At 71.2% G+C, this 13,415-nt stretch carries 11 protein-coding genes and 1 pseudogene; 3 read left to right on the top strand and 9 right to left on the bottom strand.

What is annotated here, in order from left to right; translation table 11 throughout:
• Nucleotides 1-432 carry a PaaI family thioesterase gene (locus KF737_RS06680; RefSeq protein WP_296451895.1) on the top strand — a complete coding sequence of 144 codons (432 nt, stop codon included), beginning with the start codon at nucleotides 1-3 and terminating at the stop codon, nucleotides 430-432.
• 161 nt (nucleotides 433-593) lie between these two features.
• On the opposite strand, the gene KF737_RS06675 is transcribed toward KF737_RS06680, so the two are convergent.
• The 3 genes from KF737_RS06675 to murC form a co-directional block, all read right to left on the bottom strand.
• Nucleotides 594-1,142 carry a histidine phosphatase family protein gene (locus tag KF737_RS06675; protein WP_296451892.1) on the bottom strand — a complete coding sequence of 183 codons (549 nt, stop codon included), beginning with the start codon at nucleotides 1,140-1,142 and terminating at the stop codon, nucleotides 594-596.
• A 1-nt stretch (nucleotide 1,143) separates the two neighbouring features.
• Nucleotides 1,144-2,043: a UDP-N-acetylmuramate dehydrogenase gene (gene murB, locus KF737_RS06670; RefSeq protein WP_296451889.1), complete on the bottom strand. Its 900-nt coding sequence runs from the start codon at nucleotides 2,041-2,043 to the stop codon at nucleotides 1,144-1,146.
• 121 nt (nucleotides 2,044-2,164) lie between these two features.
• Nucleotides 2,165-3,586 carry a UDP-N-acetylmuramate--L-alanine ligase gene (gene murC / locus KF737_RS06665; RefSeq protein WP_296451885.1) on the bottom strand — a complete coding sequence of 474 codons (1,422 nt, stop codon included), beginning with the start codon at nucleotides 3,584-3,586 and terminating at the stop codon, nucleotides 2,165-2,167.
• Nucleotides 3,587-3,992: 406 nt separating this feature from the next.
• On the opposite strand from murC, the gene KF737_RS06660 reads away from it, so the two are divergent.
• Nucleotides 3,993-4,784 (top strand): hypothetical protein, encoded by a 792-nt coding sequence (locus KF737_RS06660; RefSeq protein ID WP_296451882.1) that lies wholly within the window; start codon nucleotides 3,993-3,995, stop codon nucleotides 4,782-4,784.
• Nucleotides 4,785-4,854: 70 nt separating this feature from the next.
• A complete protein-coding gene (locus KF737_RS06655) occupies nucleotides 4,855-5,646 on the top strand; it encodes a hypothetical protein (protein ID WP_296451879.1) in 792 nt (263 codons plus the stop codon).
• Nucleotides 5,647-5,655: 9 nt separating this feature from the next.
• Here KF737_RS06655 and murG read toward each other — a convergent pair whose 3' ends face one another.
• From murG to KF737_RS06625, 6 genes and pseudogenes are all read right to left on the bottom strand, one after another.
• The gene (murG, locus tag KF737_RS06650) at nucleotides 5,656-6,750 is read right to left on the bottom strand and encodes an undecaprenyldiphospho-muramoylpentapeptide beta-N-acetylglucosaminyltransferase (RefSeq protein ID WP_296451874.1); all 1,095 of its coding nucleotides are present in this window, start codon (nucleotides 6,748-6,750) and stop codon (nucleotides 5,656-5,658) included.
• A gap of 63 nt (nucleotides 6,751-6,813) precedes the next feature.
• Nucleotides 6,814-8,004 (bottom strand): putative peptidoglycan glycosyltransferase FtsW, encoded by a 1,191-nt coding sequence (locus tag KF737_RS06645; protein ID WP_296451871.1) that lies wholly within the window; start codon nucleotides 8,002-8,004, stop codon nucleotides 6,814-6,816.
• 31 nt (nucleotides 8,005-8,035) lie between these two features.
• Nucleotides 8,036-9,409 (bottom strand): annotated as a pseudogene (gene murD, locus KF737_RS06640) (UDP-N-acetylmuramoyl-L-alanine--D-glutamate ligase); the annotation flags it as partial.
• A 20-nt stretch (nucleotides 9,410-9,429) separates the two neighbouring features.
• Nucleotides 9,430-10,539, bottom strand: a complete 1,110-nt coding sequence (gene mraY / locus KF737_RS06635) for a phospho-N-acetylmuramoyl-pentapeptide-transferase (RefSeq protein ID WP_296451868.1) — start codon at nucleotides 10,537-10,539, stop codon at nucleotides 9,430-9,432.
• A complete protein-coding gene (gene murF, locus KF737_RS06630; RefSeq protein ID WP_296451865.1) occupies nucleotides 10,539-11,948 on the bottom strand; it encodes a UDP-N-acetylmuramoyl-tripeptide--D-alanyl-D-alanine ligase in 1,410 nt (469 codons plus the stop codon). Before murF ends, mraY begins: the two co-directional genes overlap by 1 nt.
• Entirely contained in the window at nucleotides 11,941-13,395 is a 1,455-nt protein-coding gene (locus KF737_RS06625; protein WP_296451861.1) for a UDP-N-acetylmuramoyl-L-alanyl-D-glutamate--2,6-diaminopimelate ligase, read from the bottom strand. Before KF737_RS06625 ends, murF begins: the two co-directional genes overlap by 8 nt.
• Between the last annotated feature and the right edge of the window lie 20 nt (nucleotides 13,396-13,415).

Here is a 13,415-nt window from a genome sequence, read left to right as displayed (position 1 = left end):
ATGCCCGTCCCGCACGCCCTCGATGGATTGCCCCGCCCGCCCTGCGCCGAGCTGCTGGGCTGGGAGATCGTGGAGGCGCGGCCCACCGACGGCTGGATCCGCATCCGCTTCGAGGCCCGGCCCGAGTTCACCAACCCGGCGGGGTTCATCCAGGGCGGCTTCCTGGCGGCCATGCTGGACGACACCATGGGCCCGGCGATGTTCATCTACGGGGAGGGCCGGGTCTTCACGCCGACCATCGACATGCACGTGAGCTACCTGGCGCCTGCGCGGCCCGGCGCGCTCTACGGCGAGGGCCAGGTGATCCACGCCGGCAAGAGCATCGCCTTCCTGGAGGGCAAGCTGACGGACCTGTCGGGCGTGGTGGTGGCGCGGGCCACAGCCAGCGCGCGCCTGGTGCCGACGGAGAAGGCGCTGGGGACGGCAGCTTAACGTTTCGCCTTCTCCCCGAGCGTCATCCCGCGGCTTGTCCGCGGGACCCATGAACACGTGAGAGCGTGGTGGCCAGCAGCGTCGCCGCAGCGCCTCTTCTGCACCGTCGGCGCGTATGGGTCCCGCGGACAAGCCGCGGGATGACGTTCAAATTGAAGGAACTAGCTGATCCGCTCGATCAAACGCCCATCCGCATCCAGGACGAAGGCGTCGGGCATGTGGAGGCTACGCCAGAGGTCGTGGGCGTCGCAGTTCAGCTTCTCGCCCAGGTAGACGCTGAGGATGGTGCCGTGGGTGACGGCGACCAGCGGGGCGCCTTCGTGGCGGGCCAGCGTGGCGGCGAGGCGCTCGGCGGCGGCATGGGCGGTCTCGACGCCGCCCACCGGCTCGGACGGCTTGTCGAACACCGCCGCGATGCGTTCGCGGAAGGCCTGTTCCGAACCGAACGAGAGCTGCTGGCGCTTGTGCTCGTGCAGACCGGCGTCGGTCTCGACCGCGAGGCCCACGCGGTCGCCGATGATCCGCGCCGTCTGCAACGCCTTGGGTTCGGGGCTGGAGATGACGGCGGTGGGCGCATAGGCGGCGACGCGCTCGGCCAGCTTCGTGCAGCCTTCGCGGCCCTCGGGGCACAGCGGCCAGGTCGTCGACGGCGTGGCGGGGTCGATCGCCGGCCGGCCGTGCCGCACCAGGATGAGCGCCGCCCCGGCCACCTCAGGTCCTCCCGATCCGCTTGATCTCCCAGTGGAGATCGACGCCCGTCTTCGCCTTCACGTCGGCCCGCACGGCCTCGCCCAGGCCCTCCAGGTCGGCGGCGGTCGCCGTCCCGGTGTTGATCATGAAGTTCGCGTGCAGCGGCGAGAACATGGCGCCACCGTACAGCTTTCCACGCCATCCCGCCTCATCAACAAGTTTCCAGGACGAATGGCCCGGCGGGTTCTTGAACGTGGAGCCGCCGGTCTTCTCGCGGATCGGCTGCGTGATTTCGCGGCGCGCGGTGATCTCGTCGATGCGGGCCTGGACGGCGGCGGGGTCGTCGGGGCGGCCGCGGTAGGCGGCCTCGACCCAGACGATGTCGGCCGGCGCCTCGGAGTGGCGGTAGGCGTAGCCGAAGTCGGCGAGCCGCAGTTCGCGGCGCCGTCCGGCGCGGTCGTAGCCCCAGGCGGAGACGAGGACGTCCTTGGTCTCGGCGCCATAGCAGCCGGCGTTCATGGTCAGGGCGCCGCCGATCGTGCCCGGGATGCCGGCGTAGAACTCCAGCCCCGCGAGGCCGGCCTTGGCGGCGGCGCGGGCGACCGCGGCGTCGAGGGCGGCCGAGCCGGCGGTGATCGTGTCGCCCTCGACGGCGACCTGGGCGAAGGCGCGGCCCGCGAGGCGGATCACCGCGCCGGGCACGCCGCCGTCGCGGACGATGACGTTGGAGCCGACGCCCAGGACGGTGACCGGAACCTCGGCGGGCAGGCCCCTCAGGAACGCGGCGAGGTCGTCGGCGTCGGCGGGCAGGAACAGCAGTTCGGCCGCCCCGCCCACGCGGAACCATGTGAACGGCCCGAGCGGCTCGTCCCTCAGCAGCTTGCCGCACACGGCGGGGAGATCGTCGCGCCAGTCGCTCATAGGAGCCCCTCCCCCTTGCGGGGAGGGGTTGGGGTGGGGGTGTCGCCGCCGGCGCGCAAGGGACGCACCCCCACCCCCGGCCCCTCCCCGCAAGGGGGAGGGGAGCGCAGGGCCCCCGCTCTCATTCCGCCGCCCCCAGCGCTTCCAGCTCGCCGGGCAGTGCGTAGGCCCAGGCGGTGATGTCGCCCGCGCCGAGCAGGACGACGAGGTCGCCTGCCTTCGCCTCCTCATGCACCAGCCCCGCCAGCTCGGCGGGCGAGCCCAGCGGCAGGACGCGGCGGTGGCCGAAGCGGCGCAGGCCCGTGACGAGGCCGTCCTTGCTGGCGCCCTCGATCGGCGCCTCGCCGGCCGGGTAGACGTCGGCCACGATCACCGTGTCGGCGTCGGCGAAGCAGGCGCAGAAGTCCTCGAACAGGTCGCGCAGGCGGGTGTAGCGGTGCGGCTGGACCACCGCGATCACCTTGCCCTCGGTCACCGCCCGGGCGGCCTTCAGCACCGAGGCGATCTCCACCGGATGGTGGCCGTAGTCGTCGACCACGCGGACCCCGTTCGCCACGCCGGTGGTGGTGAAGCGCCGCCGCACGCCGCCGAACTCCTTCAGGCCCTTGCGGACGGCGGCCTCGTCCAGGCCCAGCTCGCGCGCCACGGCCACGGCCGCCAGCGAGTTCAGCACGTTGTGGTGGCCCGGCATGGGCAGGTGCAGGTCGGCGAAGCTGACCGGCTCGCCGTCGTGGGGTCGGATCACCACGTCGTAGTGAGCGCCGTCGGGGCCCATGGTGATGTTCTCGGCGCGCACCTCGGCCTGGGGGTTCACGCCGTAGGTCACCAGGCGGCGGTTCTCGACGCGCGCGGCCATGGCCTGGACCTCGGCGTGGTCGGTGCAGACCGCCGCGAAGCCGTAGAAGGGGATGTTCTCCACGAAGTCGCGGAAGGCCTTCTTCACCGCTTCGAAGTCGCCGTAGTGGTCCAGGTGCTCGGGATCGATGTTGGTGACCACGGCGCAAGTGGACTTCAGCTTGAGGAACGTGCCGTCGCTCTCGTCGGCCTCGACCACGATCCAGTCGCCGGTCCCCACCTTGGCGTTGGCGCCGTAGGTGTTGATGATGCCGCCGTTGACCACCGTGGGGTCCAGGCCGCCGGCGTCCAGCAGCGAGGCGATCATCGAGGTGGTGGTGGTCTTGCCGTGCGTGCCGCCGACCGCCACCGAGAACTGGAGCCGCATCAGCTCGGCCAGCATCTCGGCGCGGCGCACCAGCGGCAACCGCTTCTCGCGCGCGGCCACCATCTCGGGATTGTCGGCCTTCACGGCGGTGGAATAGACGACGGCGTAGGCGCCTTCGACGTTCGCCGGGTCGTGGCCCACGAAGATCTTCGCGCCCAGCTTCTCCAGCCGCTCGGTGTTGGCGCTGGCCTTCGCGTCCGAGCCCTGCACCGTGTAGCCGGTGCGCATCATGATCTCGGCGATCCCGCTCATGCCGATGCCCCCGATGCCGATGAAATGCACGGGACCGATTTCGAAGGGGACAGGGCGGCGGGTCGTCATCCGCGGAGTCCTAGGACGCTTCCCCGGCGAGCGGAAGTGGAGGCCGCGAAGCGGCGTCCTCCAAAGGAGCGACCGTGGAATTCGCGGAATACCGGCCCGGCGCCAGCGCGGATCGGAGGGGCGGGCGGCTCGCCGGCTCCAGGCGCGCGCAGTCCCTGGCATCGTCCCTCTTGCCGCGAGGCAGGCGCATCGGAACTCGCCCGCTTCGCGCAGGGATCAACCGGGCGCCGGTCCAGAGTTTATGTTCACTTTTTGTTCTTGACTTCAGACTCGGCCCGTGAGATGGTCTGCATGCTGAAGGTCTCGCGCTCGCGAGGACACCTGATCAACCCCCGATCCTTTTGCGGCTCTGCCGCATTGCACGGCTGCGCGCCCCGCGCGTGGTCGTCCTTTCCAGGAGAACGAGATGCCGCAGGAGACGCGCGACCGCGATCCGTATTGGGCCGCCCGCATGCGCATGACGCCCGAAGAGCTTGAAGAGATCCGCCGCCAAGCGAGGCAGACCGTCAACGATCGCGAGACCGCGGCCACACGAGGGCTGACGCCGGCTCAGGAAGCGTCACGCAGGATGATGCAGGAGGGCGGCGAAGCCGTCCGCCGCCTCCAGGCGGAGGTGCAATCTGAGATCGACCGCCAGATCGCCGACGCCGGCAGAGCCGTCGAAGGTCTGCACTACAGCGCGTTCGGTGGCCAACCTCCCGAGACGCCGAGATCGACGAATCCGGTGGCGCGATGGGCGGAAGGTCGAGTTGGTCGAGGGGGATATGGATGGATTGACCCCGCCCCCGAAGCCCGCGGGCGGTTGACGGACCAGTTGCCGCGAAGCGGCAGGGGTATCGGCGAATTCAAGTGCAATCAGTTCGTATGGGACGCTCTGGGCGCAGGTGGCTCCCCTGCTGGACGAATGACCGGAGGCGGAATTCCAGTGGCGAAAGACTGGGGAAATCCGTCGTCAAAGATTCCGGGTTACATGGCGGTCAACGACCCTCCCCAGCCTGGGGATGTCATCTCGAACGGTCATCACGTCGGCATCTATTCACCACTCCCGAATGGTCGTCCCGGCACAGTGTCTGCGGCATCTCCCCGGTCGCGAAATGGTGGGCAGGACGGCGGAGTCGTACACAACGATTGGGGCTTTCAAGGAACGGAAGGGCCAGTGACGGTGTGGCGTTCGACCATGGGACCGGCACGGCGATGAGTTGGCGGTTCGTTCTTGCGTCCGGCAGGTCTTCCGTGGTGCAGTTCCGTGCTGGTCGGGGATCGCGCGAATGACGGACGTGAGCGAGACCACTCAGGTTCGTCGTCGGGTCGCCGGCCTGCTGGTGGCCCCCGCCGCGCTCGTCATGATCTGTGCCGTGGGTGACGCGATCGCGACATCCCCGCCCATCTCGAGGGGTTCTTTCCCTCGCCTGTTCGTACTCGTCTTGCTTGCGTATGGCGGGTCGGCGGCAGCCGGAGGGCTGTCCTGGGCGGCGGCGCGGGTGCTCAAGCCGCCGCACCGCGCGGAAGTCGTCGTTCTGCTCCTGGCGCTCAGCGCGGCGGCCCTGGGAATCCTCGCCGCGCGCAACGCCGGGCAACGATCGTTCGGAGCCTTGCTCTTCGCGATCTCGTCACTGCCGGTCTCGATAACCTACTGTCTCGTCGCCGGCGTTCCTGCGGCCAACCTCGGCCCGATCCGCGAACGTCCCGGCCGCACCCTGGCGGCGGCCTTGCTGGCGCCCGCGACGCTCGTCCTGCTCGATCTGGTCCGGCACACCGGCTATCTGCAGGCGCCCGGGCACCTTGAAAAGTACTTCCCCGACCTCCTTACGACCGTGGCGTTGTACGCCTACGCGGCCTCGGCTCTCGTGGGCGCGCTGGCTACGGCGCTGCGCCTGCTGACGAAGGCGCCTCTGCGCGCAGGCATCGTCGTCTTGCTCTTCGCGTTGAGCGCAGCGCCCTTCGGTCTGCTCATGGGCGTCGAGTGGATGTATCGACCGATGTTCGCACTGCTCGCCGCCGCGCTCACTCTGCCGGTGTCCCTGACCTACTGCGCCATCGCCGGGATCAGGTGGCGCTGATCGCGACGGCTACCCGGCCGCCGTCCGCTCCACCACGTCGGCTAGGCGTTCGGCGGCGTCGGGGATGGCGACGCTGCGGCTGGCGGCGGCCATCCTGGCGAGGCGGGCGGGGTTGTTCAGCAGCACCGTCAGCGCCGAGGCGAGGCTCTCGACGGTGAGCTGGGCCTCGCGGGCGATCTCGGCGCCGCCGGCGTCGGCGAGGAGCTTCGCGTTCTGGCCCTGGTCGTCGTCGAGCGCGATGGCGAGGGGGACGAGGATGGCCGGCTTACCCGCGACGGCGAACTCGCAGACGGTGCCGGCGCCCGAGCGGCCGATGACCAGGTGGGCGTCGCGCAGGCGGCTGGCGATATCGCGGAAGAAGGGGGCGATCTCGGCGTCGACCAGGGCGTCGCGGTAGGCGCGCCGCGCCGTGTTCATGCTCTCGGCGCGGGTCTGCTGGACGATCTGCAGCCGTTTGCGCAGGTCTTCGGGCAGCGCCTTGATCGCCTCGGGGACAAGTTCCGACAGCAGGCGCGCGCCCTGGCTGCCGCCGGTGACGAGCAGGCGGACGGGGCCGTTGGGCTCGGGCGGCATGTAGGGCAGGTCGAAGAGCGCGCGGATCGGCGGGCGCACGGGGTTGCCCACCACCTGGGCGCGGCCGGCCACCTTCCCGGGGGCCTTCTTCAGCGTCGGGAAGGCGCAGGCGACGGTGCGGACGTGCGGGGCCAGCACGCGGTTGGCGCGGCCCATGACCGCGTTCTGCTCGTGGATCACGGTCGGGCGGCGGTCGAGGATCGCAGCGACCAGGGCCGGCGCCGAAGGATAGCCGCCGAAGCCCACCACCACCTGCGGCCCGATCTCGCGGAACACGGCGCGCGCCTGCAGCACGCCGCGGGAGACGGCGAAGCCCGCGCGGAGCATGCCGATGGGGTCGCCGCGCCGGAATGTCGCCGCCGAGAGGCCGATGCGGCGCTCGGCCGGGAAGTCCTGGGCCAGGCCCGCCACCCGCTCGTCGGAGGCCAGCACGATGCCCCAGCCCCGCGCGATCAGGGCCTCGGCCAGCGCCTGGGCGGGGAACAGGTGCCCGCCGGTGCCCCCGGCGGCGACGACGGCGATCCTACGCATGGGCGATCGCCCGCCAGAGCCCCTCCCCCTTGCGGGGAGGGAAGCAGGATGTGCGTCCCCGCCTCAATTGAACGTCCCCGCCTTGGCCAGCCCCTCGGTCGGGACATAGGCGCCGGGCCGGCGACGGGTGAGGGCCAGGGCGAGGCCCATGGTCAGGCCGCTCGCCAGCATCGAGGAGCCGCCGTAGCTGATGAAGGGCAGCGTCATGCCCTTGGTCGGCATCATGTTGAGGTTCACCGCCAGGTTGATGATCGCCTGCTGGCCGACGAGCACGAACAGCGCCGCGGCGGCCACCTGTTCGAAGGGATCGTTCAGCTTCATGGCGCGCATGAGGCCGCGCACCACCACGAAGGCGAACAGCGAGACGATGACGATGGAGAACAGCAGGCCGAACTCCTCAGCCCCCACCGAATAGGCGAAGTCGGTGTGCAGGTCGGGCACCTTGCGCTTCATGACGCCCTCGCCGGGGCCGCGGCCGAAGAGGCCCCCGGCCGCCTGGGCCACGGCGGCGGCGTCGACCTGGTGGGTGTCGGCCTTCTCGGGCGAGAAGAACCGGTCCACCCGGCTCTGCACGTGGGGGAACAGGAAGTAGGTGGAACTGAGCCCCGCGACGGCGACGGCGCCCAGCCCCATCACCCAGGAGATCGGCACGCCCGCCATCCAGAAGGCCGCGCCGAAGGCCACGGTGATCAGCACGGTCTGGCCCACGTCGGGCTGGATCAGCAAGAGGCCCACCGAGACGGCGAACAGGCCGAAGGCGATGGAGACGCCGGGCACGCCCTGCCCCTTCTGCCCCTCGGCGAACATCCAGGCGACCAGGATCACCAGCGCCGGCTTCATGTATTCCGACGGCTGGAAGGTGAAGCCGCCGAACTCGATCCAGCGGGTCGCGCCCTTGGCGTTGTGACCAATGAACGGCAGCGCGATCATCACCGCGATGGCGGCGATCCAGATGAAGAAGGCGGCCCGGCGGATGCCCTTCACGTCCAGCATCGAGACGCTGATCAGGATGGCGATGGCGCCGGCGGCGAAGACGCACTGGCGGACCGCGAAGTGGAACGGGTCGCCGATGTTCATGCGCATGGCCGCCGCCGGGCTGGCGGCGAACGAGATCACCACGCCGACGCCGATCAGGATCGCGACGACCCCCAGCATCCAGCGGTCGACCGTCCACCACCAGACGCCCAGCGGCGAGCGGTCGGAGCGCGGGAAGGCGTGGGCGTGGCTGTGGCTGTTCGGCGTCGTGGTGGTCATGGCGCGATCCTGAACTCGGGCAGCGCCGTGCGACGGCGGCGCGGAAGGCCTCGCCCCGCTGCTCGAAGTCGGCGAACTGGTCGAACGAGGCGCAGGCCGGCGAGAGCAGGACGATCGCGTCCTTGCCGCTGGCGTCGGCGTCCCGGAAGGCCGCCTCGGCGGCGGCCGGGATCGTGCCGCACTGGACGGTGGCGGCCTTGCCCTTCAGCGTCTGCTCGAAGGCCGGCGCGGCCTCGCCCACCAGGTAGGCCTTGATCACCCGCGGGAAGAGGTCGGCGAGGTCGTCGATGCCGCCCGACTTCGGCTGGCCGCCGGCGATCCAGTAGACCTGCGGATAGGACGACAGCGCCTGGCGCGCGGCGTCGGCGTTGGTGGCCTTGCTGTCGTTGACGAAGCGGACCTTGCCCACCACGCCCACGGTCTCCATCCGGTGCGCGAGGCCCGGGAAGGTCATGAGCGCGCGGGCGGCCACGCCCGGGTCCACGCCCAGGCCCTTGGCGGCGGCGAAGGCGGCGGCGGCGTTCTGCCAGTTGTGGCGGCCGGGCAGCGAGCGGGCCCGCTTCAGGTCGGCGACCTCCACCGTGCGCTCGCCCGAGGCGTCGTAGAGCAGGCCGTCCAGCACGTAGACGCCGCGGCTCATGGCCTTGCTGGCGCTGACCGGCACGATGGTGCGGCGGTTGGCGGCGGTGATCTCGGTGCAGATCTGCTGGCCCCAGGCGTCGTCCACGCCGATGACGGCGGTGTCGCCCTTGCCCTGGTTGGCGAGGATCCGCTTCTTGGCCGCGACATAGCCCTCCATGTCGCCGTGCCGCTCCAGGTGGTCGGGCGAGATGTTGAGGATGACGGTGACGTCGGCCTTCAGCGAAGACGTCAGGTCGAGCTGGTAGGACGACAGCTCCAGCACATAGACCGCGCCGCCGTGCATGTCCTCCAGGCCGAGGACGCCGGCGCCGATGTTGCCGCCGACGCGGACGTCGCGGCCGGCCTCGGCGCAGACATGGCCGATGAGCGCCGTGGTCGTGGACTTGCCGTTGGTGCCGGTGATGGCGACGACCTTCGGCCGCTTGTGTTCCGGCGCCGCGTTCACGGTTCGAGCGAAGAGCTCGATGTCGCCCAGGATCTCGACGCCGCTGTCCCTGGCCTTCGCCACCGTCCAGTGCGGCTTCGGATGCGTGAGCGGGACGCCCGGCGACAGCATGAGCGCGGCGAAGCCGGACCAGTCGGCGCTCGTCAGGTCGGTGAGCCTGAAGCCTTCGGTCTCGACGGCGGCGCGGGTCCTGGGGTTGTCGTCCCAGAGCGCGACCCTGGCGTGGCCGGCTTCGAGGGCGCGCGCGGCCGCCAGGCCCGTGCGGGCCAGGCCGAACACGGCGACGGTCTTCCCCTCGAATCCGCGGACCGGGATCATGGCGTCGCGCCGGCCCTCCCCTACCGCAGCTTGAGGGTGGCGAGGCCCACCAGGGCCAGCATGATCGAGACGATCCAGAAGCGGATCACCACGGTGGATTCCGACCAGCCCAGCTTCTCGAAGTGGTGGTGGATCGGGGCCATCAGGAAGATGCGCCGGCCGGTGCGCTTGAACCAGGCCACCTGGATCACGACGCTGAGCAGCTCGGCCACGAACAGGCCGCCGATGATGGCCAGCACGATCTCGTGGCGGGTGGCGACCGCGATGGCGCCGACCGTGCCGCCCAGGGCCAGCGAGCCGGTGTCGCCCATGAAGATCTTGGCCGGCGGGGCGTTGTACCAGAGGAAGCCCAGGCCCGAGCCCACCAGCGCCCCGCAGATGATGGCGAGTTCGCCCACGCCCGGGACGAAGTGGAGCTGCAGGTAGTTGGCGAAGACGTAGTTGCCGACGAGGTAGGCGATCAGGCCGTAGGCGGCCGAGGCGATCATCACCGGCACGGTCGCCAGCCCGTCCAGGCCGTCGGTGAAGTTCACGGCGTTGGCGGCGCCGACGATCACGAAGGCGCCGAAGGCGAGGTAGAACCATCTGAGGTCCACCAGCCACTGCTTGAACACCGGGAAGGCGACCGAGGTCAGCAGCTCGGGCGTCTCGGGCGGCTTGGCGGCGAAGACGATGATGAGGGCGACCGCGGCCATGGCGATCCCGGCCTCCATCGCCAGGCGCATGCGCCCCGAGACCCCGGCGGTCGTCTGCTTGGTGACCTTGGCGTAGTCGTCCATGAAACCCAGCAGGCCGTAGCCGGCGGTGACCAGCAGCACCGCCCAGACGTAGACGTTGGCGAGGTCGCCCCACAGCAGCACGCCGGAGAACAGGCCCGCCAGGATCATCACCCCGCCCATGGTGGGCGTGCCGGACTTCTCGAGCACATGGCGCTCGATGCCCTCGGCGCGGATGGGCTGGCCGCGGCCCTGCCTGGCCTTCATCCAGCGGATGAAGCGCGAGCCCATCGCGACCACCACCAGTTGGGCCGTCGCGATGGCCAGCACGGTGCGGAAGGTCTGGTACTTCAGCAGGTTCAGGACCGGGACGTAGTCGTGGGCCGCGAGCGTCTGCCAGAGCCAGTAGAACATCAGCGCGCCTCCCCGGACCGGGCGTCGGCGGAAGAACCGAGCGCGGCCAGCGCCTGGGCCACCTGCCCGGCCTTCGACCCGTTCGACCCCTTCACCATCACGACGTCGCCCGCGCTCACGGCCTCGGCGACGCGCGGCGCAAGGTCGGCCGCCGTTTCGGCGTAGCCGCCGCGCCGAGTCGGCGGAAGGGCGTCCCAGAGCGATTTCATCAGGGGACCGGCGCAGAAGACGAGGTCGACCCGTGCAGACGCCAGCGGTTCGGCCAGGCCGGCGTGGAAGGCGCGTTCCCCGGGGCCCAGCTCCAGCATGTCGGTCAGGGCCACGATCCGGCGGCCGGCGGCGGCGCGGGCGCCCAGGGTGGCGATCGCCGAGGCCATCGAGATCGGGTTGGCGTTGTAGCTCTCGTCGATGAGGGTGAAGGCGCCGCCGGCGACGGGCACGTCCGCCTCGGCCCCCCGGCCGGCCAGCGGCTCGAACGCGCCCAGGGCCGCCAGGCTCTTGTCGAGGTCGACGTCGAGGGCCTGGAGCATCAGCAGCACGGCCATCGCGTTCAGGCCCCAGTGCAGGCCGGTCTGCAGGATCGGGAAGTCCAGGGCCTTGCCGTCGAGGCGGGCCTGGACCACCGCGTGGTGCGCCGGAACCTGGAAGTCGATCAGGCGGGCGTCGCAGCGCGCGCCGGTCCCGAAGGTGCGGATCGTGGCGCCGGCCGCCTTCGCCGCGTCGGCCAGCAGGTCGAACCAGCGGTTGTCGGCGTTCAGGACCGCCACGCCGCCGGGCTCCAGCCCCTCGAAGATCTCGGCCTTGGCGCGGGCCACGCCTTCCTCGCCGTCGGGGAAGTTCTCGGTGTGGACCGGGCCGACCGTGGTGACGAGCGCGGCGTGCGGGCGGACGAACCGCGAGAGCGGCCCGATCTCGCCCGCGTGGTTCATGCCGATCTCGAAGACCGCGCGCTCGGTCCCCGCCGGCATGCGGGCGAGCGTCAGGGGCACGCCGATGTGGTTGTTGTAGCTCTTCACCGACGAATGCGCCGGGCCGGCGAGGCTCAGGCCCGCCATCACCGCCTGGGTCACCGAGGTCTTGCCGACCGAGCCCGTGACGGCGCCCCGCCTGGCCCGCGGGGCCCGCTCGCGCGCGGCGACGCCCAGCTTCTCCAGCGCCGCGAGGACGTCCCCGGAGACCTTCACGGCGGGCGCGTCGACGTCCTGGCTCACGAGCGCGCCGGCCGCGCCCTTCGCCATCGCCTGGGCGACGAACTCATGGCCGTCGCGCACGCCGGCCAGGGCCACGAAGAGGTCGCCGGGCTCCAGGGTGCGGGTGTCGATGGAGACGCCGGTGGCCGCGAACCCGCCCGCCTCGTCCCCGCCCGTCGCCGCCGCTATCGCCTTCGACGTCCAGAGCGGGTCAGCCATGGACCAGCTCCAGCGCCCGGGCGGTCTCGGCGACGTCGTCGAACGGGTGGACCACGTCGCCCACGATCTGGCCCTGCTCGTGGCCCTTGCCGGCCACGACCAGGATGTCGCCGTCCTGCAGCATGGCGGCGGCGGCGCGGATCGCCTCACGGCGGTCGCCGATCTCCCTGGCGCCCTTAGCCCCAGCGAGGATTTCTGCCCGGATCGTGGCGGCGACTTCAGTGCGGGGATTGTCGTCGGTGACGATGGCGACGTCGGCGAACTTCGCGGCGATCTGGCCCATCAGGGGGCGCTTGCCCTTGTCGCGGTCGCCGCCGGCGCCGAACACCACCACCAGCTTGCCGCGGACGTGCGGGCGCAGCGCCTTCAGCACGGTCTCCAGGCCGTCCGGCGTGTGGGCGTAGTCGACGTAGGCCTCGCCGCCACGGCCGCCGGCCCCGACGCGCTGGAGCCGCCCGGCGACGCCCGTCAGCTTTTCGAGGCCCGCGAACGCCTCCTCGTAGGTGAGGCCCGCCGCCTTGCAGAGGCCGGCCGCCACCAGCGCGTTCGACGCCTGGAAGTCGCCCGCCAGCGGCAGGCGCACGTCGAACACCCGGCCCTCGGCGCGGATCGACAGGCGCTGGCCGTCCGGCAGCAGTTCACGCGACAGCAGCTTCAGCGCCTGGCCCGTCTCGCCCACGCTCATCACCCGCTGGCCCGACACCACCGAGGCGGCGGCGAAGAACGGGAAGGCCTCGTTGTCGGCGTTCAGCACCGCGGTCGCCCCCCGCGGCATCAGTTGCTCGAACAGGCGCAGCTTGGCCTTCAGGTAGGCGTCCATGGTGACGTGGTAGTCGAGGTGGTCCTGGGTCAGGTTCAGGAACCCGGCCGCGTCCAGCCGCACGCCGTCCAGCCGGCGCTGGTCGATGCCGTGCGACGAGGCCTCCATCGCGAAGTGGGTCACGCCGAGCTGGCTGATGCGGGCCAGGAGCTCGGCCACGTCGCCGGCGTCGGGCGTGGTGAGGCCGGGCGGGGTGAGTTGCTCGACCGCCCCGTCGGGCCGCGAGACCGTCAGGCCCAGCGTGCCCATGCTGGCCGAGGCGTGGCCGGCGCGCGCGAAGATCTGGCGGCAGAAGTTGGCGACCGAGGTCTTGCCGTTGGTGCCGGTGACGGCGACGCAGGTCTGCGGCTGGCGGCCCCAGAAGTTGGCGGCGGCCAGCGCATAGCCGCGGCGCGGGTCGCGGCACACGACCGTGGGAACCGACAGGTTCAGATCCTGGTCGGCGATGACCGCCGCGGCGCCCGCCTCGACCGCCTTGGCGGCGAAGGTCGCGCCGTCGGCCTTCGAGCCCGGCAGGGCCGCGAACAGGAAGCCCGGCTTGACCTTGCGGCTGTCGGCGGTGACGCCGGTGATCTCCGGATCGACGCCCAGGTCGCGCTTCACGATCTTGGAGAGCCGCGCGGTCATCCGGCTTCGCTCCTTGCAGG

It is taken from the genome of Phenylobacterium sp. (assembly GCF_019636135.1).
Lineage (GTDB): Bacteria > Pseudomonadota > Alphaproteobacteria > Caulobacterales > Caulobacteraceae > Phenylobacterium.
This window is presented reverse-complemented; position numbering and strand designations above follow the sequence as displayed.